At 49.9% G+C, this 24,672-nt stretch carries 20 protein-coding genes and 1 riboswitch; of the genes, 13 read left to right on the forward strand and 7 right to left on the reverse strand.

Annotated elements, in window-relative coordinates; translation table 11 throughout:
- Positions 1–435: 435 nt before the first annotated feature.
- From Q6A92_RS14970 to Q6A92_RS14995, 6 genes are all read right to left on the reverse strand, one after another.
- Entirely contained in the window at positions 436–1,077 is a 642-nt protein-coding gene (locus tag Q6A92_RS14970) for a cupin domain-containing protein (RefSeq protein ID WP_332238590.1), read from the reverse strand.
- A gap of 420 nt (positions 1,078–1,497) precedes the next feature.
- Positions 1,498–1,857, reverse strand: coding sequence for a response regulator (locus Q6A92_RS14975; protein WP_332238591.1), 360 nt, complete (start codon positions 1,855–1,857; stop codon positions 1,498–1,500).
- Positions 1,858–1,928: 71 nt separating this feature from the next.
- Positions 1,929–2,015, reverse strand: a riboswitch (cyclic di-GMP riboswitch).
- Positions 2,016–2,578: 563 nt separating this feature from the next.
- On the reverse strand, positions 2,579–2,695 hold the full coding sequence (locus tag Q6A92_RS14980; RefSeq protein WP_274398123.1) for a YjcZ family sporulation protein: 117 nt from the start codon (positions 2,693–2,695) through the stop codon (positions 2,579–2,581).
- A gap of 550 nt (positions 2,696–3,245) precedes the next feature.
- Entirely contained in the window at positions 3,246–3,638 is a 393-nt protein-coding gene (locus Q6A92_RS14985) for a hypothetical protein (RefSeq protein WP_274398122.1), read from the reverse strand.
- Positions 3,639–3,991: 353 nt separating this feature from the next.
- Positions 3,992–4,639, reverse strand: coding sequence for a TIGR01906 family membrane protein (locus Q6A92_RS14990; protein WP_332238592.1), 648 nt, complete (start codon positions 4,637–4,639; stop codon positions 3,992–3,994).
- A 167-nt stretch (positions 4,640–4,806) separates the two neighbouring features.
- The gene (locus tag Q6A92_RS14995) at positions 4,807–5,235 is read right to left on the reverse strand and encodes a CBS domain-containing protein (RefSeq protein WP_274398120.1); all 429 of its coding nucleotides are present in this window, start codon (positions 5,233–5,235) and stop codon (positions 4,807–4,809) included.
- 376 nt (positions 5,236–5,611) lie between these two features.
- Between Q6A92_RS14995 and Q6A92_RS15000 the strand changes: the two genes are divergently transcribed.
- Positions 5,612–6,775: an iron-containing alcohol dehydrogenase gene (locus Q6A92_RS15000; protein WP_332238593.1), complete on the forward strand. Its 1,164-nt coding sequence runs from the start codon at positions 5,612–5,614 to the stop codon at positions 6,773–6,775.
- Between the two features lie 166 nt (positions 6,776–6,941).
- Here the strand turns inward: Q6A92_RS15000 and Q6A92_RS15005 are convergent, their stop codons facing one another.
- Positions 6,942–8,168 (reverse strand): DNA polymerase IV, encoded by a 1,227-nt coding sequence (locus tag Q6A92_RS15005; RefSeq protein WP_332238594.1) that lies wholly within the window; start codon positions 8,166–8,168, stop codon positions 6,942–6,944.
- Between the two features lie 373 nt (positions 8,169–8,541).
- Between Q6A92_RS15005 and Q6A92_RS15010 the strand changes: the two genes are divergently transcribed.
- The 12 genes from Q6A92_RS15010 (at position 8,542) to Q6A92_RS15065 (ending at position 24,047) form a co-directional block, all read left to right on the forward strand.
- Positions 8,542–9,792, forward strand: a complete 1,251-nt coding sequence (locus Q6A92_RS15010) for an aminopeptidase (protein WP_332238595.1) — start codon at positions 8,542–8,544, stop codon at positions 9,790–9,792.
- 271 nt (positions 9,793–10,063) lie between these two features.
- Positions 10,064–11,134: a tetratricopeptide repeat protein gene (locus tag Q6A92_RS15015; RefSeq protein WP_274398116.1), complete on the forward strand. Its 1,071-nt coding sequence runs from the start codon at positions 10,064–10,066 to the stop codon at positions 11,132–11,134.
- Positions 11,135–11,325: 191 nt separating this feature from the next.
- Entirely contained in the window at positions 11,326–12,657 is a 1,332-nt protein-coding gene (gene tig / locus Q6A92_RS15020) for a trigger factor (protein WP_274398115.1), read from the forward strand.
- A gap of 565 nt (positions 12,658–13,222) precedes the next feature.
- The gene (gene clpX, locus Q6A92_RS15025; protein ID WP_274398114.1) at positions 13,223–14,497 is read left to right on the forward strand and encodes an ATP-dependent protease ATP-binding subunit ClpX; all 1,275 of its coding nucleotides are present in this window, start codon (positions 13,223–13,225) and stop codon (positions 14,495–14,497) included.
- Between the two features lie 185 nt (positions 14,498–14,682).
- Positions 14,683–16,401 carry an ATP-dependent protease LonB gene (gene lonB, locus Q6A92_RS15030; protein WP_274398113.1) on the forward strand — a complete coding sequence of 573 codons (1,719 nt, stop codon included), beginning with the start codon at positions 14,683–14,685 and terminating at the stop codon, positions 16,399–16,401.
- Between the two features lie 416 nt (positions 16,402–16,817).
- Complete coding sequence (yihA, locus tag Q6A92_RS15035; RefSeq protein ID WP_274398112.1) at positions 16,818–17,402, forward strand: ribosome biogenesis GTP-binding protein YihA/YsxC; 585 nt, start codon at positions 16,818–16,820, stop codon at positions 17,400–17,402.
- A 207-nt stretch (positions 17,403–17,609) separates the two neighbouring features.
- Positions 17,610–18,953: a glutamyl-tRNA reductase gene (gene hemA, locus Q6A92_RS15040; protein ID WP_332238596.1), complete on the forward strand. Its 1,344-nt coding sequence runs from the start codon at positions 17,610–17,612 to the stop codon at positions 18,951–18,953.
- A gap of 157 nt (positions 18,954–19,110) precedes the next feature.
- Complete coding sequence (gene hemC, locus Q6A92_RS15045) at positions 19,111–20,031, forward strand: hydroxymethylbilane synthase (protein ID WP_332238604.1); 921 nt, start codon at positions 19,111–19,113, stop codon at positions 20,029–20,031.
- Positions 20,032–20,059: 28 nt separating this feature from the next.
- The gene (locus Q6A92_RS15050) at positions 20,060–20,848 is read left to right on the forward strand and encodes a uroporphyrinogen-III synthase (protein WP_332238597.1); all 789 of its coding nucleotides are present in this window, start codon (positions 20,060–20,062) and stop codon (positions 20,846–20,848) included.
- Positions 20,845–21,831, forward strand: coding sequence for a porphobilinogen synthase (gene hemB / locus Q6A92_RS15055; protein WP_274398109.1), 987 nt, complete (start codon positions 20,845–20,847; stop codon positions 21,829–21,831). The genes Q6A92_RS15050 and hemB overlap by 4 nt, the downstream gene beginning before the upstream one ends.
- A gap of 3 nt (positions 21,832–21,834) precedes the next feature.
- Entirely contained in the window at positions 21,835–23,127 is a 1,293-nt protein-coding gene (gene hemL / locus Q6A92_RS15060; protein WP_274398108.1) for a glutamate-1-semialdehyde 2,1-aminomutase, read from the forward strand.
- A gap of 227 nt (positions 23,128–23,354) precedes the next feature.
- Positions 23,355–24,047, forward strand: a complete 693-nt coding sequence (locus Q6A92_RS15065) for a DUF421 domain-containing protein (RefSeq protein ID WP_274398107.1) — start codon at positions 23,355–23,357, stop codon at positions 24,045–24,047.
- The last annotated feature ends 625 nt before the right edge of the window (positions 24,048–24,672 follow it).

Genomic DNA, 24,672 nt, shown 5'->3' on the forward strand with positions numbered 1-24,672 from the left:
AAGAACCGGAGAGAAATTTTTTTACAAATTTTCTCTCCGGTTCTTGAGTTTTAACAGGGCTTTTGAGACAGCCTCTTCATATGGCGGTGTTCTGAATGATCAAACCTGAGGATTGAAAGCCCCGGCAAATCGCTGCGCTGTTTTGTTCATCTGCCGCATCGGCTGCCGGACCCACTGCGGCACATTGTTCTGACCATTTCTCAACCAAATAAAAGCTGCTGTAGCTGCTCCGCAAATTGCTAAAAACGGCCAAAAGTTATTGCCATTTCTCATGTTGATTCTCACCCCCGGAATTATTTTGGTTTATTGAACGAAAAAAATGCTATGCAAAAAAAGGAAACGGTGCATCATAAAATGTACGAAAAAAAACCGCTTGCGGAGATAGCCGGCAAAGTGGGGGGAGAAAGTGGACCGTTCACAGAAGAAGGAAAATGCTCAGTAGCTGTATCTTGAATCTTGAGCGTATGGATTCTGCGGCATATTGTGATCTTTCGGCAGCGGGTGTGAGTTTGATTTTTTTGGGCCGTAAATGTTTGACTGCAGACATTCATCAGTCGGTCCGATAACAATGGATGGTCCCTGCAAAGGGGCCAGGGCCTGCTTAAGCAGATGAGGATCCAGGCAGTACGTATGGGCGAGCACTTCAATCGGGGTCTTTGTTAAAAGGTCTGATCCGAATATATATTCCGGGTAAGGAGCATCAAAAATAGCGAGTAAATGGGTTTTATTTTGCGAAGCAATTTCCCAGTGCCACCAGCCTTGCGGGATATTTGCAACTTGACCGGGAGCGATGGGTATATTTGCGACTTGATTGGTAAAGGGATTAATCAACGACACGATGGCCGATCCGGAGATGCAATAGACAAGCTCCGACGCATTTTGATGATAGTGGGGTTCAATCACATGTCCCCGGCTTAGATAAATGTCAAGAAGCGATGTGTTGCCTAGCGTGTTAAGATTGTCCCGGCCCAAACGATTAATAAAATTCTCTGCGTTACGTGTATTAAGTCTGTTTCTATTAATGTCGAAAAAGTATTCGACATCAGGGGACGTATAGTCCATATAAGACGTTACCATAAGCATGACTCCATTTCCGGAATTTTTAACACAGAGTTATTGTATGATCGGCGGCCGCCATAGGTGTCTGACCTGCTTTGTTTAAACACTATTGATGACTATTATGCCTATTCAGGGCGGCATATCCTCCCTGCTCATCTGCTCTTAAAATTAGCTATGCTATCGGCGGCTGCGATTCCGCCATGCTGAAAAGCAGGATCCGGCATCGGAACGCGCCGGGTCTGAAATCTGTTTCGATGATACGCATATACGCAGCTGTTGGCTTTGCACTGTTTCCTGCCGATTTTTTAAGTGCTGCTGAAGGGTATGTTTACCGCACTGCGGCTTCCATCTTCTCACCGCACTGAAAGCGGACGCTGGCAGCCCGCCGCAGGACGGAAGAATCACGTGGGGATGGGGCTATCGCAGAATGAAAATTATTCATTTGAACGTATTTGCCAAAACGTTATTTAGATTGTGAAGATAGGGTTTAACGATAAAATCTCTGGCGCCGATGTTAATGGCTTGTATGATCGCTAAGCGGCTTCCTATGGATGAACACATGACAACGTTTGCTTTTGCGTCGAATGCGATTATTTTCTTCAGGGCTTCAATTCCGGTTAGGATCGGCATTGTCACATCCATTAAGACAACATCAGGACGGACTTTCATATATTGGCGAACGGCTTCACAGCCATTGGCGGCTTCACCGATCACACGGAAAGTGTCGCTGTTTAATATGTTTTTTAAATAATTTCTCATAAAATGGGAGTCATCGACAATGAGAACGGTTTTTTTCAATCTTGAATTTCCTCTCTCTAAATGTAAGGCAAATTAGAAAAGAGCATTCAGTTGATTGTGCAGGAAAAATTCCCGGCAGCCCGGCTGCCCTGGCAAAATACTACTTTAGGTCCGTGGCTTTGCGTCTTTTACTTTCGTAAAATTTGCCCTATAGGTATATTAGCACCTTAAAGACCTAGATAAATGTGCCTAATTGCCTACAAATTTGTTAAGAAACAATACCGATAATATGCTTGGAATAAAGTAAGTGAAGCGTGTGATGACTTGTTTATAATAAAATGAAGGTTCACTTTTTACAATGGACATTGATAAAGTGCTTAAAAGAACATATCAAGGAACTTTGTTTTCCCTGCAATGTCCGGAGCGTCGTCAGGCTTTCCGACGGTCGGATTTTTGATTTTCATCAGAAATTATCAGAAATTATAGGAATGAGAAAAGATTGATATAAAATGGCCGTTTTCGCTAAGCAGCGCATAAAACGGGCCGGACAGCGATATATTTTCTGGCTGATAAAGATCCGTGGATGCGGGTGAATGGCACTGAAAAACGGTATCCGGCGATGAAGGAAGGGAGCGGCTGATTGCGCGGATTTTTGATTGATCCATGTTGATGAAATAGAACAGGGCGTCCCATCAATCGATTTTTCGATGCTGAGATGCCCTGTTTGCCCAAAAGAAGGTGAATGGCTGAAAATGGGTTTGAATTTGTCGGCGTTCGTGGATTAATACCAGAACGAAGCGCCGATAATAATTAACAAAATAAACAGAACGATAAGCAGCGCGAATCCATTGCCGTAACCTCCGCCGTATCCGTATCCATCAGCAACAGGAGCCCCCATTAGCGACACCTCCTTCTCTTACATGTTGATGCAGTATATGAGCGGATGGACGGAAGCGGAACGGATTAAATGCCCATTTACAGGCGGATGATCGATTCAGCCTCCATTTGTCTAAGAAAATACGGCTCATGATAACAGGAGAGGCCGGACCATCGCCGAATGCCGAAACTTCCTGCCGGCACAGTCAAAAATGCCCGCCTGAATGGCTCTTTATGCATTGCAGGGACGGACAAACCGCCCCGTTCTCATTCTTCGGAGAAAGGATACAAACGGATCTGCCGCACGGTTGCGGGGCAATGCCGGGGAGCCTGTAGAGATGGACAAACCGCCCCGGTCTCATTCTTCGGAGAAAGGATACAAACGGATCTGCCGCATGGTTACGAGGCAATGCCGGGGAGCCTGCAGGGACGGACAAACCGCCCCGGCCTCATCCTTCGGAGAAAGGATACAATGATCCCGCCGCATGGTTGCTGAACATCCCCGGAAAGCCTGTACAGAAAGTGTAATATAACAAAAAAAGCCCGGGTTTTCCGGGCAAATATAAATTCTTTCAGACCCAAAACGGGAACCAAAAAGGTGTAATGAATGGAAACCCGAAAAGGGGAAAGGGAACGCGAAAGGGAGAAAAACGGGCGAATCCGGGAAAGCGCCCGAACTGTCTGGTATCCTCCTCTTCCCTTTTGTGATTGTCTTTTTCGGCAACCAGGATGGTTACTGCTTCATGATCGACGCTGAGGATGATTCCTTCGATCACTCTTCCGTCTTTTAAATGGCCCATAACATAATAATTAATGTGTTTTTCGCACAAATCTTTTATCTGTTTGTGGTCATGAGGATGATGATGGCCCGTGTTTTCTCCCATCGGATAGTTTGTCGGATAATTGCCGGTCAAATTGCTGTTTACATCCCGATAATCATAAAACTGTCCGGCTTCTTCATTCATCTTCACATTCCTCCTTTGTCATGAACAGGGTATTCACCCAGGAAGAAATGTGTTCTTTAAAAAAAGCTTGCTTAAGGTTCGGAGCGTCAAGATGTTTTTCCATTCGCCGTCCGAACATCGGGAGGTCCGGCCGCCCCTCTTATTTCTGAGAAATTTGAACGCTCTTTCTCTTTTTTTGCTGCTTTTTTTTAAGTATTTTTTAAGAAAAGCGGATTATGCTAAAAGAGCCTGATAAGGCAAATCATGTCTCTTTTTATTTTAAGCCTCTTTTTTTAGCCCTCGCCTGGGGCTCTTTTTTTTTTGAAACGATGATTCTGCCGCGGATCGGCGGGTACTGTACGCTGCAGCATCGATCACCCGCGTGTTTTCCGGGTCAGTGTTTTATAGGCGATCATGAGCAGAAGGACGGCAGCGAGAATCAACCCGAGAACCATCATAGCTGCGTGGAAGAAAAAGGATTCAGGCAGAATGGTGATTACCGGATCCGTCGCCGCGTTAAAAATCCAGTAGTTATTTCTGAAAAACAGTTTGTGAAAGAGGATAAATGAATCGTTGAAATCAAGGAAAAAAGCGGTCAGCGGAACGATCGTAAAAAGGATCAGGGCAACCGCTGTCGTTTTTAAAAAGTGAAAGTCTTTATTTCTAATGTTGGAATAAAAGCCGGCGGCTCCGGCAATGCCTGTAACGAGCAGAAGAATATCGATCCCTGTAAAAATTCTTTTTACATCCTCAAAATGAATACGCCCGTGCTGCGAGTAGGAGAGTGACGGCAGATGGAAAGTCTGAGGCATCGGGTTCAGCAGATAATCGATCATATAATTATAGTTTTCAACGATTCTTACCCGGCTGAGATGCGACTGTACGGGGATATTTAAGTATTGAATGTCGAAATAGTAAAGCGGTTTGAACAGAAGGGTCAGCTGAACGGAAAGACAAATCAGAAACAAAGCGAGGAGCAGTGAAAGTCCGTTCTGAATGAATCGATAACTTGAAAAGGGCAATGGGCACACATCCAATGCTGATTTTTTGATCACGCATTCATTATAATAAATGCACGCAAAAAATGATAAAAATAGCCTGTAAAAGCGGCGAAAAAAACTGATCATCTCCTCAAACTCCGGGAGATGATCAGCCGCCGGCTGTTTTTAAAGTCATTCAGCTACTGTTTTTAGACTGTTGCGCCTGAATCGTTCCTGTTTTTTATTATCCGCGACAAATAGGCGATAATATCTCTTCTCTTGATAATCCCGATGAATATTCCGAAATCGTCCACAACGGGAACGAAATTCTGGGAAAGGGACGTATCGATCATATTCTCCATTTCGCCGTCCACAGATATAGTTTTTACATCGGTATATAATGGGACGTCTTTCAGCATAACGGATTCGGTATGCCTGAAATCAAGGTCACCGCTGTTTTTCAGCTTCCACAGGAGATCGCCTTCGGTCAGCGTACCGACGTAATGTCCTTTTTTGTTCAAAATCGGGACGGATGTGTAGCGGTAATGCTCCATTTTTTCCATAGCCTGTCTCATGGTCCAATAATCATATACATACTTGCATTCACTTTTTGGCGTGATGAAAAAAGCGACATTCATATTCCGAGCTCCTTTCAAGACTGCAATGTGATCGTTCATCCACGATAAAGTATACGAAATGTCCGGCGATAAAAAGGCCGCAGGAAAGCATTCCAGAGTCGTCTTTTTCTCCCTTTCCCGCAGAATTCAGTGAATCATTTATTTTCACGAAGCTATCGTACTCCTGAAATGCATCGCTGTAAAGGAAAAACAGCACCGGAAATCCGCAATGATTTTCCGGACTGAGCAGCCGTCATGACGGTTAATTTCGGCGGCGGGTTCCTGAAAGATGCACCGAAAAAATTCAAGTATATTATAATAAATGGGACAGGACCGTTTTGTTCCGGACCCTTTTCCTGAAAAAATTTTCTAAACTTTATGAGCGAGGCGATGGACTATGGATCATTTTGTTTATTACAATCCGACGAAGCTGATTTTCGGCAGGGGACAGCTCGAACAGCTGAAAACGGAGATTCCGAAATACGGCAAAAGAGTGCTGCTTGTTTATGGCGGCGGCAGCATCAAACGGACGGGCCTTTATGATCAGGTGAAACAGATTCTTGACGGGCTTCATGCCGAAGTGTCCGAACTGGCGGGCGTTGAACCGAATCCGCGGCTGACAACTGTAAAAAGAGGAATCGATATCTGTCTGACAAAGGATATCCAGTTTTTGCTGGCAGTCGGCGGCGGGAGCGTCATCGACTGTACGAAGGCGATTGCTGCGGGCACGAAGTTCGACGGCGATCCGTGGGAATTTGTAACGCGTAAAAAAACGGTGCATGATGCCCTTCCGTTTGGAACAGTGCTGACGTTGGCGGCAACCGGTTCCGAGATGAATCCCAATTCGGTGATCACCAACTGGGACACTCATGAAAAATATGGGTGGAGCTCTGCTTATTCTTATCCGTCTTTCTCCATTCTCGACCCGACCTTCACGTTTTCCGTGCCGAAAAATCAGACAATTTACGGCATGGTCGATATGATGGCACATGTTTTTGAACACTATTTTCATCAGACGACGCATACGCCGCTGCAGGACCGCCTGTGCGAATCCATTCTGCAGACGGTGATTGAGACGGCACCGAAGCTCGTAAACGATCTTGAAAATTATCAGCTTCGCGAGACGATTCTTTACTGCGGGACGATGGCGCTGAACGGCATGGTATCGATGGGATTTGCCGGCGACTGGGCGTCGCACAATATCGAACATGCCGTTTCCGCTGTCTATGACATTCCCCATGGCGGCGGGCTGGCCATTATCTTCCCGAACTGGATGAAGCACAATCTGGATGTTAATGTCGGCCGCTTCAAGCAGCTTGCCGAGCGCGTCTTCCATGTCGACCCGCAGGGGAAAACGGATCGTGAAATAGCTCTTGCCGGGATTGAAGCGCTGCGAGCATTCTGGACAGGCATCGGCGCGCCGAGCCGTCTCGCCGACTATTCAATCGACGGCAGCAAAGTGGATCTGATCGCCGAACGTGCGATGGCAAGAGGTGAATTCGGCCAGTTCAAAAAACTGAATAAAGAAGATACGCTGGATATTCTCCGCGCTTCGCTGTAAACATGAAGAGAAAAGCTCCGTCTGTCCGTGCCCGCAGAAGACAGACGGAGCTTTTTTTAGAAACGGTCCGGAGAAGTGCGTGCTGTCTGAATGGAGTTCCGTGTGTGTTGTATTCCATTTGAAAAAGGAACGGTTTGCATTTCCGATACGGTTCGGCCGGCTTTCATCATTTGTAGTGGCCGCCTATTTTGTCTGCGCGTGCCCGGAGCTGACTGGCCGGCATCAATGAGGGTCCCCGGAAAATGGCCGTTTTTCCGTATTTTCGATAAATGGCATCGACGGCGGCACTGAGTCTCTCTTTTTTCTCAAGACACGCGAACAGGTCAAGCTGATAGCTGCCTGCGGGCTGCAGATCGGAAAGAGTTACGGCGGCGCCGCGCACCGGCTGCCTGTCCCAGCTTTCGGTGAACAGGCGGTCGGCCGCCCGGTAAATGTCCATGCCGAAATGAGTCGCAAAGGGCAGCCTGATTTGCCGATGGAAACCGCTGTGCCGTTCAAAAACGCCGGATACAGCGACGGAAACGACGCGGCCTCTGTACTTTCTTGCCCGCGCCCGGTAGGCGACTTCCTCGCTGAGTTCCAGCAGAATGACACGGATGTCTTTAATATTTGCATAATCATACGGCAAAGTCATATGGTGGCCGATCTCTTTTTGTTCGCCGAATGTTCCTGGAGAGACCGGGGAGGTGTCGATGCCGCGGGCGGTCATCCAAAGCAGCTCGCCGTTCACGCCCCATTTTTTTCGCAGAAGGCCGATCGGAAAGTTGGCCAGATGGCTGATCCTGCGGATGCCCATACCGAGCAAGTGCTGTTCCATGCGATGACCGACACCGAACAATTCACCGATCGGCAGCGGCCAGAGACAGTGCTCGATGTTGCTGCGATTGAGTTCAAAGATACCGGCCTTGTTATGCTTTCCGAAATGATCGCAGGCCATTTTCGCCAGGACTTTATTAGGGCCGATACCGATTCTGGCACGCACACCTGTTTCTTTTGCTATCGACCGCTGAATCTGTTCGGCCATCGCAAGCGGGGATTTGTAGAAATGCAGGCTGCCTGTCATATCGACAAACTGTTCGTCGATAGAATAAGGTTCGACGAGATCCGTGAATTGCTTCAGAAGGCGGGTCACTCGAACGGAGACGTCTATATAATGCTGCATTCGCGGCCGCCGGATAACGGCGTGCGGGCACTTTTTCAGCGCCTGGCCAAGCGGCTCCGCCGTCGTGACGCCGAATTCCCTGGCCAGCGGACAGGCCGCGAGCACGATGCCGCTTCTTCGCTTCGGATCGCCGGCTACGATCAGCGGTTTGTCTCTGAACTCCGGGTGGTCGGCCTTTTCGCATGAAGCATAAAAGGTCTGCATGTCGATGAGAAAAATGATCCGCTCCATTGATGTCCCCCATTTCTAAGTCCAATTTTATTATACACGAACATACGTTTCTTTATTACTGGAAAATAAAACATATGTTCCCTTTTGCTTTTTGAAACGGCTGACGGAGTTTTTCAGCAATCGGTGAGACGAGTATAATGAAACGATCAGATGGGTCCGTGATGAAAAGGACAAAGAGAAAATCATGAGATCAGGACGCTGCATCGATGGGCACCGGGCTTTTTCACGAGGCAGTCATTTCACATGATCCGTGAGGCATGCTGCACGGGCACAGCGGCTTAAGGCGTTGCATCGGCCGCGCAGCTGCGGCGAAAGATCTTTTGTTTTGGTTCCAAACTGATCGAACGTCATTTTTATATCGGAGGGAAATATAATGAAAAAATTTGAGGAAGGGCTCAAAAGATTTGCTGAACTGGCGATCAAAACAGGCGTGAATCTGCAGAAAGGGCAGGGGCTTTTGCTAACCGCACCGGTCGAGGCTTCCCGATTCGCCGATCTTGTAGCGGAAGCGGCTTATAAAGCGGGTGCCAGGGACGTTTTTGTCGACTGGACGGACGATGCGACCTCGCTTCTTCGCTTCCGGTACGCGCCGCTTGACGCACTGGAGCATATCCCGTCGTGGAAATTTGCTGTGCGCAACGAATCAGTACAGGACAACTATGCCGTTCTGAATATTTACGGACCGAATCCGGATCTGCTGAAAGATGTGGACGGAACCCGGTCGGCCGCGTATATGAAGGCGGCGGGACAAGGGCTTTCTCGGTATCGGGAATTTCTGATGAAAGACAAAATACAATGGTCGCTCATTGCTTACCCGACGGTTGCCTGGTCGAAAAAAGTGTTTCCGGGAAAACCTGCCGCGGAGGCGCAGGAACGATTAATGGAGGAAATTCTGCGCATCAGCCGCGTCACAGGCCGTGACGATCCGGAAGCCGCATGGAAAGAGCATAATAAAGCGCTGCACGCTGTCCGGGATTTTTTAAACCGGCAGCAGTTTAAACAGCTTATTTACAGAGCGGAGGGCACGGATCTGACCATTGATCTGCCTGAAGGGCATATTTGGAACGGCGGTTCGAGCCCGGCCGAAACGGGCGTGGAGTTCAACGCAAACATTCCGACGGAGGAAGTGTTCACAATGCCGCATAAAAGAGGCGTGAACGGCACGGTTGCCGCGACAATGCCCTTAAATTATGACGGCCAGATCATTGATCATTTTTCGCTGACGTTCAAAGATGGAAAAGCCGTTGCTTTTAAAGCTGAAAAAGGGGAAGAAGCGCTGAGGCATCTTCTGGAATCCGATGCCGGGGCGCGGCGGCTCGGCGAAGTAGCCCTCGTGCCCCATCGGTCGCCGGTATCCGCATCCGGCCTTGTTTTTTACAATACCCTGTTCGACGAAAATGCTTCCTGCCATCTGGCACTTGGAAAGGCATACGCTTCCTGCATTGAAGGCGGAAGTAAGATGGACGGCGCGCAGCTGGATCACGCCGGCGTCAACGACAGCATCGTACATGAAGATTTTATGGTCGGATCGGCCGGACTGGACATCGACGGTGTGAAAAAAGACGGCACGAAAACAGCGGTTTTCCGCCGCGGAGAGTGGGCGTTTTCTTTTGATGAAGCCTAAAGGCCTATCGGTAAGGAAGCCGGTTCGGCGCAGGCCGTTATTCGGTGAATGCTGGATTGGTGCTGGATCGATGGCTCTGTTCGCTCCGTTGCGCCTATTAACAAACAGATCCGACAAAAAAGAGAGGCCGGGCTGTTCCGCAAAAAGCTTATAGACAGCCCGGCGCGTGCGGACTGCGGGGCCGGCCTGTGCCTATGTTCGCTTATCGTTGCTAAGCCGGGAGGAAACTGATATTCTAAGAGCAAAGACCAACGGAACGGGACGGGGAGAAATGAAGAGAAACGAAAAACCGGTTCGCCGAAGAGGGAAGGTAGTCATGCTTCCGGATCTGGAGAGCAGACTTCTGAATAAGGCGATGTCATTGGTCGATGAAAAACATTATGGCGAGGCCCGTCCCCTGTTTGGCAAACTGCTGGAACTGGATGCCGGCAATCTGAAAGGCCTGTACGGCTGGGCGATCTGTTCGGTTGAACTGGGCGATTATCGTCAGGCCGAAGAAGCTGTGACTCAGCTGCTGGAGGCAGGCGCCCCTCACTATGACGATGTGTTCCGTCTGTATTTGACCATATTGATCGAAAAAAAAGACTACCGGGGCGCACTCGACAAAATCAGCCAAATGGACAGGCGGAAAGATCTCGCTGCGGATACGAGAGAATTTCTCAGCCAGATGAGGCACTTTTGCGAAGTTCGCATCACCGAGCCGAAACAGGCCGCCGAAACGGATGCGGGCGAAGGGGAACGCCGGCCGGGCAGGGGCGGGATCCCGGAGAAACATCATCCGGCGGAACCGATCGACTGGCCGGCAATCGAACAGGCCGATCCGAAAACCCAGATGCTTCTGATCAGAAAACTGGCCGGCCGGCTGGACAATCGTTATTTACCGCAGATGAAGCGGTTTCTGCTTGATGAAAAGCAAAATCCGGAAGTTAAAACGATGCTGATGTGCGTCATTAAAGAAAACCGCCTGGCAGACCGTGTTCAGGTCAGCAAATTCGGAGAAGTCTACCAGGTGACATTCGACGGCCAGTTTCTTTATAAGACATTCGCCGATCAGATTGAAAGTCGGATCGAGGACGTACTCAGTTCCGAAAACCCGACCCTGGCGGATCTGGCCAAGGATGTCGGACGTTTCTTCACAATGAACGCTTATCCGAAGCCGCTTAATCCTCCATCCGCCAAGGTATGGGCCGCCGTTTTTTCCGCCCGTGCCGCCATGGCCGGCGACGGAGAATGGGAAAAGGGCCGGATTCTTGATCTGTTTGATGTTTCAGAAGAAGAATTTCAGGCTGCCAGCAGGACCGTCAGAGAAATCGAAAATGGGGAAACATGGGAAAACCCATAATAATTTGATTCAATACGTTTTTCATGAATGACTCTTATGTTATAATATGAGGGTTGTCATTGTTTTACAAGAAAAAGGCTGACGGGCATTCCCTGCCCGCGGGCAGGGATGGGTGCGCGAAAGCTGCACAGCAGACCGGATAAAAGCCGTGTTGCAAAAAGTATGAAGATAGATGTTGGAGGTAAGAATAAATGACTGTAGAAGCAAAATGGGAAAAAAAAGAGGGCAATACGGGTACACTGACCTTTGAAGTGGATGCCGACAGCTTTAACCAGGCGCTTGACAAGGCTTTTAAAAAAGTCGTTAAAAAAGTGAATGTGCCCGGGTTCCGCAAGGGCCGTGTGCCGCGGATGCTGTTTGAACAGCGCTTCGGTGCTGAGGCGCTGTATGAAGAGGCGATTAATTTTATTTTGCCGGATGCTTATTCCGCGGCAATTGATCAGACGGGCATTGAACCGGTGGATAAACCGCAGGTCGATGTGGAAGAGGTCGGCAAAGGAAAGAAACTCGTCCTTAAGGCAGATGTGACGGTAAAGCCGGAAGTCAAGCTCGGCAATTATAAAGGGCTTGAAGTCGAAGAAAAAGATACGGAAGTTACAGATGAAGACGTGGATCACGAGATCAAACATCTGCAGGAACGTTATGCCGAACTTGTTGTCAAGGAAGACGGCGAAGTCGAGCAGGGGGATACGGTTGTCATTGACTTTGACGGATATGTAGACGGCCAGCCTTTTGAAGGCGGAAAAGCCGAGAACTACTCTTTGGAGATCGGTTCAGGTTCGTTTATCCCAGGCTTTGAAGATCAGCTGGTCGGCCTGAAAGCAGGCGCTGAAAAGGATGTCGTTGTGACCTTTCCCGAGGAATATCATGCTGAAGAATTGAAGGGCAAGGAAGCCACTTTTAAAATTAAGGTTCACGAAATCAAATCAAAGCAGCTGCCTGAGCTGGATGATGAATTTGCCAAGGATGTCGACGATGATGTTGAGACCTTTGATGCATTGAAGGAAAAGATCAAGAAGCATCTGAAAGAACACAAAGAAGCGGACGCGGCAAGCAGCAAGCGCGACAGTGTCGTAACCCAGGCGGCCGACAATGCGGAAATTAATGTTCCCGAAGTGATGATTTCCAGCGAACAGGACCACATGCTCAGTGAATTTGAGCAGCGCCTGAAAGCACAGGGTATGACGATGGATATGTATACCGGCTTCTCAGGGCAGGACAAAGACGCGCTCCGCGATCAGATGAAAGACGACGCGGAAAAACGTGTGCGCGCCAACCTGACGCTTGAGGCGATTGCCGATGCTGAAAAAATCGAGCCGACGGATGAAGAAGTAGAAGAAGAACTGAAAAAAACAGCCGAAACGTACAAATTAAGCGTCGATCAGCTGAAATCGGTTTTCGGCAATGGAAACGTGATCAAGGACGATGTCCGGCTCCGGAAAACCGTTGATTTTCTTGTTGAAAACAGCCGTTCGAAAGCGGCAGAAGAAAGCGACAAAACGGAAGCAGAGAAAAAAGAATAAATCAGGCATACTGAAGATAAATAATCATAAGATGAGTGGACAGGCAAAATCACGGGTCTGTCCACTCATCATTAATACCCACGCTCCGTCCGTCATCCGGGATCATTTCCGCAGATGGCGCGTAATTGTTGGAAAGGGCATATAGTTTATCGGGAGAGCTTTTTTATGTTACAATGCCTACATAAGAAATTGCAATGGAAGGCCCGCCGATCGGCGGGCTGAAGACCGGAAACGCGGAGTGTCTGCCGGACTTTGAAGAAAGGTTCGGCCGCCTCCTGTTTCATATCAGGGCACGCAATTGCTGACCGGCAGGCAGAAGCATTCTCGGAAACCGAATGCGGCGGCCGGGACGGCAGAATGACGATAAACAAAATGGAGCGGACGGCATTATCCGACTGCCTATCCGTTCATCGGAAGGGCCCGGAGATGTCTGCCGGTTCATGGCGCGAAGAGGGAGTCATTCATGAGACGGTTAGTCTCTTTCGGGTGAATAATTTACACTCGACCGGGTGCTTCGCTCTTGCCTGGGGTTTCGATGAAAGATAGAATGAATAGGGGTGAAAACATGTTCAAATTTAACGAGGAAAAAGGACAGCTGAAATGTTCTTTTTGCGGGAAAACTCAGGATCAGGTCCGCAAGCTTGTTGCCGGACCGGGCGTCTACATTTGCGACGAATGTATTGAGCTGTGTACGGAAATTGTAGAAGAAGAACTGGGGACAGATGAGGAAGTTGAATTTAAGGATATTCCAAAGCCGCAGGAAATTTACGCCATTCTGGAAGATTATGTCATTGGGCAGAATGATGCCAAAAAGAATTTGTCTGTAGCTGTTTATAATCACTATAAAAGAATTAATTCAAAGCAAAAACCGGACGATGTCGAGCTCTCTAAAAGCAACATCATGATGATCGGCCCGACAGGAAGCGGGAAAACGCTGCTGGCCCAGACGCTTGCGCGCATTCTCAATGTGCCATTTGCGATTGCCGATGCCACCTCGCTGACGGAGGCAGGCTATGTAGGCGAAGACGTCGAGAATATTCTGCTGAAACTGATCCAGGCGGCAGATTATGATGTTGAAAAAGCGGAAAAGGGCATCATCTACATCGATGAAATAGATAAGATCGCCAGAAAATCGGAAAATCCATCAATTACCAGAGATGTATCCGGCGAGGGCGTTCAGCAGGCCCTGCTTAAAATTCTTGAAGGAACGGTGGCCAGTGTTCCGCCGCAGGGCGGGCGGAAACACCCGCATCAGGAATTTATTCAGATCGATACCACCAATATTCTGTTCATTTGCGGCGGTGCCTTTGACGGTATCGAGCAGATCATCAAACGCCGTCTGGGCAAGAAAGTGATCGGTTTCGGGACCGGCGCGAAGAATCAGGAAATGGAGCACGACGATGCCCTGAAACATGTGCTGCCGGAAGATCTGCTGAAGTTCGGCTTAATTCCTGAGTTTATCGGCCGTCTGCCGGTTATTTCGACGCTGAATCAGCTCGATGAAGATGCGCTGGTCGATATTTTAACCAAGCCGAAAAACGCGCTGGTTAAACAATATAAAAAACTGCTTGAGCTCGACGATGTTGAACTCGAATTTACAGACGATGCACTGCGGGCCATTGCCAAACTGGCTATTGAGCGCAAGACGGGGGCCCGCGGCCTGCGGTCGATTATTGAAAGCATGATGCTGGACGTCATGTACGAGCTGCCTTCCCGTGATGACATTGAAAAATGTGTCATCACGAAAGCGACTGTCGACGGCAAAGAACGGCCGACTCTGCTTTTAAGTGACGGTTCGACCGTTGCCAGAAACATCGAATCGCCGAAAGAAAGTGCCTGAACGTCTGACAAAAGCGAAAGTTTAACGGGACGTTTTCCGAAAGCCGGGAAAACGTCCCGTTTTTATTGTTTACTTTTGTTTATCACCCGCCGGGCTTGGAAATACTGGGCTATAAAAGAAGCGGGAACGGCTGTCGACCGGCGAGCGGCCGGACAGCGCTCTCCTGCCGGGAGGCTGGTAAACAAATGAATTGGATGGTTTTGCTGATCTTTACTCAAATTTTTTTCGGAGCCATTATTGGCATTTATTTTTGGAATTTACTGCACAATCAGCGTGTACAAAGAATTTCCATTGATAGAGAATCCAAAAAAGAGTTGGAACAACTTAGAAAAATGAACAGTCTGTCATTGTCCGAACCGCTGTCTGAACGTATACGGCCGAGAACGATGGAGGACGTGATCGGGCAGAGGGACGGAATTCAGGGGCTGAGGGCAGCCCTTTGCGGTGCGAATCCCCAGCATGTGATCATTTACGGGCCGCCCGGGATCGGCAAGACAGCTGCCGCGCGCCTTGTTCTCGAAGAAGCGAAACGGAATCCGGATTCCCCTTTTAAGAGCTCGGCGCCTTTTGTCGAACTGGACGGCGCAACGGCCAGATTCGATGAACGGGGCATTGCCGATCCGCTGATCGGTTCCGTGCATGACCCGATTTATCAAGGCGCAGGGGCGATGGGGCAGGCGGGTATTCCGCAGCCGAAGGAAGGAGCGGTCACCCATGCCCACGGCGGCATCCTTTTTATCGACGAGATCGGAGAACTTCATCCGATTCAGCTCAACAAACTGCTGAAAGTACTGGAAGATCGCAAAGTATTTCTTGAGAGCGCTTATTATAGCGAAGAAAACCGTCAGATTCCGGCCTACATCCATGAAATTTTTCAAAAGGGGCTTCCCGCCGATTTTCGGCTCGTCGGAGCGACCACTCGCCGTCCGGAAGAGATTCCGCCGGCCATTCGTTCGCGCTGCCTCGAGATTTTCTTTAATGAACTGAGCCATTCGGATATTCAGCTGATTGCCAAACGTGCGGCGGACAAACTCAATCTGGAGGTGCCGCAGGTTTGCCTTGAAAAAATAGCGGAGTACGCGAAAAACGGACGTGAAGCCGTCAATATGATGCAGATCGCAGCCGGAATGGCGACCGCTCATAATAAAAAGGCGCAAAGAATCGGTCTGGCCGAAATCGAATGGGTGATCAATGCCAGCCGGATGGTGCCGAAACCGAATCACAAGGTTCAGACGAAACCTCAGATCGGCTTGGTCAACGGTCTTGCGGTGTACGGTCCCGGGCGCGGCGTGCTTCTTGAAGTTGAGGCGGCTGCCGTGAAGAGCCGCCACGGCGGCAATCTGACTATTACAGGAATTGCCGAGGAGGAGACAATGGGTTCATCGGGACGGTCCGTTACACGAAAAAGCATGGCGCGCGGGTCTGTTGAAAATGTGCTGACGGTTTTAAACAGAATGGGGTTCTCGGCCTATAAATATCACATTCATGTCAATTTTCCCGGCGGAGCGCTGGTCGACGGTCCGTCCGCAGGCATTTCGATGGCGGTGGCCGTCTGCTCGGCTATTCTTCGGCGCAAGGTGGATTCCCGAACAGCGATGACGGGCGAACTGGGACTTCACGGACAGGTGAAACCTGTCGGCGGGGTGACGGCCAAAGTCGAGGCGGCTGCCGAAGCGGGCGCAAGACGCGTCATCATTCCGAGAGAAAATATGCAGGAGTCGCTGAAACATGATGATAAAGTCGAAGTAATCCCTGTCGATACATTGCGGGAAGTGCTTGAACTGGCCCTGCTTCCTCGGGAGAGTTCGGGGGACGGACAGGAGGATGCTTCCTTTTCGACACAGCTGCTTGACCGTTCGCTTTCGGCACGATCCGTCTCTTCAAGAGTCCGGAAAGACAGTTGACGGCTTTGCGGATAATCAAAATTAATACCGGACATTTCTCCCGCTTCATAGACAGCTGAAATCACTTGCGATAAAATGATTGCATGAGCAAAAGGATATCGGACGCGAGCAATCTGTTTCCGATAAAAGGGCGATGACTGCTGCTCATCGCCCTTTTTGGTACGGTGAAGAAAGCATCAACCGGATTATTGGGATAAGCGGCCGAACGGAAGCACCGCATCCCGCGGTCCGTTCGCCATGGGGCCGTCCGGACCCCGCAGCAAAGGCTCTGTCGGAACTAAAGGTTTGGCAAAGCCGGGTTTGCTAATATAAAAAAGAGATCGGCGCAAATAAGTGATTCGGCCGACTGAGACCGGGCTTCGCCCAAATTTTAATATTTTTTAAAAAGGGGAGACCGGCGGAAGGAGAAATGATCTTTGAAAATCGGACAGGCAGAATACGTGATCAGTGCGGTCGGACCGGCACAGTATCCGAAGGACGGACTGCCGGAAATTGCACTGGCAGGCCGTTCAAATGTCGGCAAATCTTCTTTTATCAACAAAATGCTCGGCCGGCGCAACTTGGTCAGAATTTCTGAGAAGCCGGGGAAAACACAGAAACTGAATTATTTTAAAATAAACGGCTCTTTTTATTTTGTCGATGTGCCGGGATACGGTTATGCAAAAGTGTCAAAAAAGGAAAAAGAAGCCTGGGGGAAGATGCTTGAGGCGTATTTTTCACAGCGAAACGAACTGAGTGCGGTCGTTCACCTTGTCGACCTGCGCCATCCGCCCTCCAAAGAAGACAGACAGATGCATGATTATCTCAGTTATTTCGGCCGCCCGATCGTCACGGTCGCGACAAAAGCGGATAAAGTATCGAAAAACCGGCATCGGCAGCAAAAGCAGCTGATCATTGATGATCTGGGCCTTGGAACTGACGAGCCTCTGCTTCTTTTTTCATCTGTGACCGGTGCGGGAAAAGACGATGCATGGCGTGCACTGGAGCCGTTTCTCAAATGAATGATTCTGTTTATCGGGTGTTGTTGCCGAACATATCGTCTCTATTTGAACTTTTTGTGAAAAATGCGGTAAAATGGAAGGATGTAAGCGCTGATCTTTGATTTTACAGTAATGAACTGCTATCTTAAGGTAAGATAAGTCGTATAACAATCTCAACCGGATGTTTCACCGCATCATCAGGAAGTAAAGGACAGCGGGGGGAGCTTGATGCATATTCTGGCAGTTGGGGTGAATCATCACCGTGCTCCGGTCAACGTCAGGGAAAAGCTGGCACTGACGGCTTCGGATCTTGAAAAAACTCTGACAAAACTGAGGCATACAAAAAGCATTTTTGAAGATGTGATCGTTTCAACTTGCAACCGGACGGAATTTTATGTAGTCAGCGATCAGCTGCATACCGGCCGTCATTATACGCAGCAATTCTTTGCGGACTGTTTTCATATTTCCCGTGAAGATATTTTGCCGTTTCTGTTTGTTAAGGAAGATCGAGAGGCCGTAAACCATTTGTTCCGGGTCGCGTGCGGACTGGACTCTATGGTGCTCGGCGAAACGCAGATTCTGGGACAGGTGAGGGACAGTTTTCTTACGGCGCAGAAGGCCGGAACGACGGGGACCTTTTTTAATGAATTATTTAAAGAAGCCGTAACGGTTGCAAAACATGCCCAGGCTGAGTCGCAGATCAACGATCATCCTGTCTCTGTGAGCTATGCGGCCGTAGAACTGATCAAGGATACGTTCGGACCGCTGGATGATAAGCGGATACTGTTAGTCGGGGCCGGTGAAATGAGCCAACTGGCATTGAAATATCTGACCGGCGGCACTTCGCAGATCATGATTGCGAACCGGACGGCGGAGAAGGCAGTCCGGCTGGCGGATCAATTCGGCGGTCGGGCGGTCCCCTTCGAATCGCTCAGCCGCTGTCTGGATCAGGCGGACATTCTGATTACCACGACATCTGCACCCGACTTTCTTTTGTCGCAGCGTGATGTCGCGGATGCCGTTGCCAGACGCGGAGAAAAACCGATTGTCATAGTTGATATTGCAGTTCCGCGCAATATCGATCCGGATGTCGCCCGGCTCGACGGTGTCTATCTCTATGACATTGACGATCTCGAGAATATCGTGGCGTCAAATCTAAAAGAGCGGGAAAAAGCCGCCTTGCTGATTGATCCGATGATTGACGAACAGCTGGACAAGTTCGCCGGCTGGCTGCGGACGCTGGGAGTTGTTCCCGTGATTACAGCTCTTCGGAACAAGGCGCTTTCCATCCACTCGGAAACGATGAAGAGCATAGAAAACAAGCTGCCCGAGATGACGCAGCATGAGCGCAAAGTAATCAGCAAACACGCGAAAAGCATTATCAATCAGCTGCTTCGCGATCCGATTAATAAAGTCAAGGAAATTGCCGGAGATAAAAACAGCAAGGAAGCGATGGACCTTTTCATTGACATTTTTAATATTGCCGATGAAGTGAGCGGTCAGCAGGAAAGGACACCCTTCACTGTATCTGTGCCCAAAAAAGAGCAGCAGATGGTTGAAACACACACATGAAAAACCGGAAGCAGCACCGGCGCTGCTTCCGGTTTCATTGCGCTGTCCGCTCTTCGGCGGGTGGCGCTATATTGCCGGATCTGCAGTTTCCGGTTTGCAGCAGAGAAAAATGGTATCCTGTCTGCTTATTTTCTGGAGAGAGAAATGGGGAATGGCAATGAGAACAATTCTGGTCGGATCAAGAAAAAGCAGACTGGCCCTCATTCAGAGCCGCTATGTGATCGAGAAGCTGTCGGACCGTTTTGCCGATTTGACTTTTCAGATCAGACATCTGGAGACGAAGGGCGATCAAGTATTGCATGTCACCCTGTCGAAGGTCGGCGGCAAGGGGCTGTTTGTCAAGGAAATCGAGCAGGCACTGCTTGACGGCACGATTGATTTTGCCGTCCACAGCATGAAGGATATGCCGGCGCAACTGCCGGACGGCCTTGAAATTGCTTCGGTTCCGGTACGCGAGGATGCTCATGACGTGCTTTTTTCGGCAAACGGTGCGTCTCTTGAAGGACTGGCCCAGGGCGCCGTTGTCGGGACGAGCAGTCTCCGCCGGGCGGCTCAGCTCCTTCATTATCGTCCCGACCTGCAGGTGCGGCCGGTGCGCGGCAACGTCGATACAAGGCTGGCCAAACTGAAAAAAGGAGAATTTGATGCGATTGTTCTTGCTGCGGCAGGAATGAAACGGATGGAATCTCCTAAATTGCAAACGGCCGAGTATCTTCCTTTTGAGATTTCATTGCCGGCGGTCGGCCAGGGCGCGCTCGCAGTCGAATGCCGATCGGAAGATGCGGAACTAAAGGCTCTTCTGAAAGAAATTAACGACGAGACGACAGCCGTCACCGTCCGGGCTGAACGTGCTTTTCTAAAAAAACTGAACGGCGACTGCCAGGTGCCGATCGCCGCCTTCTGCGAGCGCAAGGGGAATAAAGGGCTTACACTGACCGGACTGGTTGCTTCTCCGGATGGGTCAAGAGTTCTGAAAACGCGGTCGGAAGGCGCCGACCCGGATGTTATCGGCATTCAGGCCGCGAGCGAACTGCTTTCGCGCGGAGCGGGAGAAATTCTGGCTGAATTCCGCGGCTGAGCCCGCGGGAGATTGGGGGAAAAGAGCGATGGAATCGCAGCTTCAGGGCAGACGTGTGCTGGTCACGAGAGCGGTGCATCAGTCAGCTTCGATGTGCGCGCGGATCCGCCGTTTCGGAGGCGAACCAGTTGTCGTTCCGGTCATCAGCTATCGGAAAGCCGAGCTCACTGAAGAGGATAGGCGCGTCTGGCTCGACTCGGTCCGGATGGCCGACTGGATCGTTCTGACGAGTAAAAATGCGCTTGATTTTTTCATGGACACGCTGGATGATCCGGGCCGATTAAAGGGAGTCAGGCTGGCTGCTGTCGGAAAGAAAACCGGCCGGGCATTAGAAACCCGGGGATTAAAGGCGGACTTCGTTCCCGAGCGCTTTACCGTGCGCGGCGTGGCCGACGCTTTTAGAAACGGCCGGCTCAAGGCGGCGCGAATCGCCGTTCCGCTCGGTTCAATGGCGGATACATCGTGGTTTGCCGAACTGAGGAATTCCGGCATCGCGGTAACGGGCCAGGTCCTGTACGAGACCGTGCCGGATGTCTCTTCCGGGAAGCGCCTCGCGGATACGGTAGCAGCGCCCGGCGTTGATGCGGTCACCTTTGCAAGCCCCTCGGCCGTCCGTTTTTTCACTGAATTGCTGGATGAGCCTTTGTGGCGCAAAGTGCTGGAATCCTGTACGGTTGCGGCAATCGGGGCCGCAACGGCACGGGCACTGGAATCGCTGGGCTATCCGCCCGATGTTGTTCCCGAAAAATTTACCGCGCCTGATATGATCGATGCATTAGCCGACTATTATAAGAAAAAGGAAGGCATGAAAAGATGAATTCATTAAATTTTGATCGCCACCGCCGGCTTCGCCGGACAGATACTTTAAGGAAAATGGTTCGTGAAACATTTCTCAGACCATCTGATTTTATTTATCCGATTTTCGTAACGGCCGAAGGAACAGGCATAAAAAAAGAAATTCCCTCCATGCCCAATGTTTATCAATATTCTTTGGACCGGCTCGATGACGAACTGGCGGAAGTAGCCGGGCTCGGCATCCCTTCGGTGATTTTTTTCGGTATTCCGAAAGAAAAAGATGCCGTCGGCTCCGGGGCCTATGATGAACACGGGATTGTCCAGGAAGCGATCCGCCAGACTAAGAAAAGTTACCCGGAACTCGTTGTCATAGCCGATACATGCATGTGCGAATATACGGATCACGGGCATTGCGGCATTATTCGTGACGGAGATGTCGACAATGATCAAAGTCTGGAATATCTTGCCAAGACGGCAGTTTCCCAGGCCGAAGCCGGTGCCGATATTATCGCTCCCTCAAATATGATGGACGGATTCGTGACGGCGATCCGCCATGCACTTGATGAGGCGGGATTTGTCAATATTCCGATTATGTCTTATGCCGTTAAATATGCGTCGGCATTTTTCGGACCTTTCCGCGATGCTGCCGAGAGCGCACCGAAGTTCGGCAATCGGAAAACGTATCAGATGGATCCGGCGAACCGCAGGGAGGCGCTGAGAGAGGCCGCTTCGGATGTCGATGAAGGTGCCGATTTTATTATTGTGAAACCCGGACTGCCTTATCTGGATGTGCTCCGCGACGTACGCAATCATGTCAACCTGCCTTTAGTCGCCTACAATGTCAGCGGTGAATACGCGATGGTCAAAGCGGCGGCGCAGAACGGCTGGATCGACGAGAAAGCGGTGGTGCTGGAGTCGCTGACGGCGATGAAACGGGCCGGCGCCGACCTGATCATTACATATCACGCGAAAGACGCCGTTCGCTGGCTCGGGGAGGAAGTGTGAACGATGGAATTCAAAAAATCAATCGCGGCGTTCGAAGAGGCTAAACCTCTGATGCCGGGCGGAGTGAACAGTCCGGTCCGCTCCTTTCCGGCCGTGGATCTGGACCCGATCTACATGGACCATGGCAAGGGTTCGAAGGTCTATGATCTTGACGGCAATGAGTACATTGACTATGTCCTGAGCTGGGGGCCGCTGATTCTCGGACATGCCGATGAGAAAGTGATTGATTTTGTCAAGAAGACGGCCGAAAAAGGGACAAGTTTCGGAGCTCCTCATGTGCTTGAAACGAAGCTGGCCGAACTGGTGATCGATCGTGTTCCGTCTGTGGAGATGGTACGGATGGTAAACTCCGGGACTGAAGCGACAATGAGCGCGATCCGCCTTGCCAGAGGCTATACCGGACGTGAGAAGATTCTGAAATTCGAGGGAAGCTATCACGGGAGCTCCGATTCATTGCTGATAAAGGCCGGATCCGGTGTAGCCACGCTGGGCCTTCCGGACAGCCCGGGCGTTCCGGCCGAGCTGGCAAAAGAGACCCTGACCGTCCCTTACAATGATGTGGAGAGCGTTGCGGACGTGTTCAAACAGTATGGCCATGATATTGCCTGCGTCATCGTTGAACCGGTCGCGGGCAACATGGGCGTCGTTCCGCCGGTGCCCGGTTTTCTGCAGGCACTGCGCAAAATCACAAAAGAATACGGTTCACTTCTGATATTTGATGAAGTCATGACAGGCTTCCGCGTGGCTTATGACTGTGCTCAAGGTTATTACGGCGTCATGCCCGACCTGACGACACTCGGAAAAGTGATCGGCGGCGGCCTGCCGGTCGGCGCATACGGCGGACGGCGCGACATTATGAAACAGGTCGCGCCGGAAGGCCCTGTCTATCAGGCGGGCACATTGTCCGGAAATCCGCTTGCCATGGCGGCGGGCTACATGACGCTTTCGCAGCTGAAACCGGAGGATTATGCGGAATTCCGGAACAAGGCGGATCGTCTGTCAAAAGGATACAGGGCCGCTGCGGAGAAATACGGCATACCGCTTTCGGTCAATCAGGCCGGTGCAATGATGGGTTTCTTTTTCACTAATCAGGATGTGATTGATTACAAACGTTCGAAATCATCCGATCTTAATCACTTCAAAAAATATTTTGCGGCGATGATCGAGCAGGGGATCTCTCTGCCGCCGTCTCAGTTCGAAGGTGTATTCCTGTCAACGAAGCATACGGATGACGATATTGAAAAAACAATTGCCGCCGCAGAGAATGCTTTCAGACAGATTGCGGAATCGGAATAACGGCTGTTTTGAGAAAATAACAGTTGTTTTCTCGGATGAGAATCGGCTGTTCACCAAAAAATCGAAAGTAAAAATTCTCGCTTTTGCGCGGGAATTTTTTTTATTCCCGAAATCAGCTTTTATTTTCCGGGATGCATACGACAATTCCCGGCATCCGGTAAATATTTTTCGGAATTTGAATCACACTAATAAGGTGTCATTCAAAAAGTTTATTGAGGGTGAACGGTATGCATTTTTTATCGATCGCGTTTGAACTGGTGGTCGGCTTTGCGGCATTATTTATCATGACAAAAATACTGGGGAAGGCAACGCTCTCCCAAATCACGCCCTTTGATTTTATTTCCGCGATTGTGCTTGGGGAATTTGTCGGCAATGCACTTTACGATAAAGATATCAAAATCACCTCAATACTGTTTTCTATCGCTCTGTGGGGGATTCTGATCTATGTCGTGGAGTGGTGTACGCAAAAATTCAGGGGGACGAGAAGTTTCCTGGAGGGGAAGCCGTCGATTGTGATCCGGAACGGGCATCTCGACCGGACGACGCTGAAAAAAGAAAAACTGGATATAAACATGCTTCAGAATCTGCTCAGGCAGAAAAACGTATTTTCCATCAGAGAAGTGGCTTATGCTATTCTTGAAACCGACGGCACAGTCAGTGTTTTGAAAAAATCGAAATATGCGGCGCCGACCAATGCCGATATTGAGCAGCAGCTTCAGACCGAGCAGCAGCAGAAACCGGTCTATCTGCCCGTGACCTTAATCAGCGACGGGAAAGTTGACTGGGAAAATCTGAAAAAAGCGGGGCTGAATGAAGAGTGGCTGTTAAAAACCTTGCAAAGCCGTCATGTCGACCACTATAAAGACATCTTTTATTGTGAATGGAAGAAAGACGAAGGCGTTTATCTCGAAAAAATGTAAACAGGTGTCCGTCATCCGAATGCGGGACAGCGGCATGCGAGAAGCGTTCATGACATCGGAAAAAGTCCGGAAATGAAAACCGGATTGTCTTCTGATTATTCACACTTATTCAGACTGTTCCTGTTGGATATTTTGAACTTTAATGATGATTCTTTTGATATGACTGTCGATAATCTGCTGTTTGCTGATGGTTTCCTGAAAAGGCTGACGACTTTTTAATGAATTAACCGGTGCTTTCCGGCGGCCGATGTTCCGAAAGGATCCCGGTCGCTGCTATTTTCCGCAGAACAGCCGAAAATGCTCGGCAACCCATGCAGAAACATCCATCAGCGGTTCGATTCCTAGATCGTCATTTCCGGCACACGGGTCCTGCCGCCGTTCGGCAGGGTCAGCTGCTTAATTCGTAATTGAAAGAACGTCTTCGGAATTTCCGGCTTTGTCGGCATCGCCGGTACTTAGACGAGCCGAAAATCTTGAATGACAACCGGGCGGCGGATGGTGCACGATTCGAAAATATAAAATTCCCGCAGGTCCCGGCAGTTATCAGTATAAGCGGCCGAGCAAAAGCGCTGCGTCCCAAGGGCGGTTCGGCACTTGGCGCCCCTCCATGGCTGCCGCAGCCAAA

This window comes from Sporolactobacillus sp. KGMB 08714, assembly GCF_036598985.1.
Lineage (GTDB): Bacteria > Bacillota > Bacilli > Bacillales > Sporolactobacillaceae > Sporolactobacillus.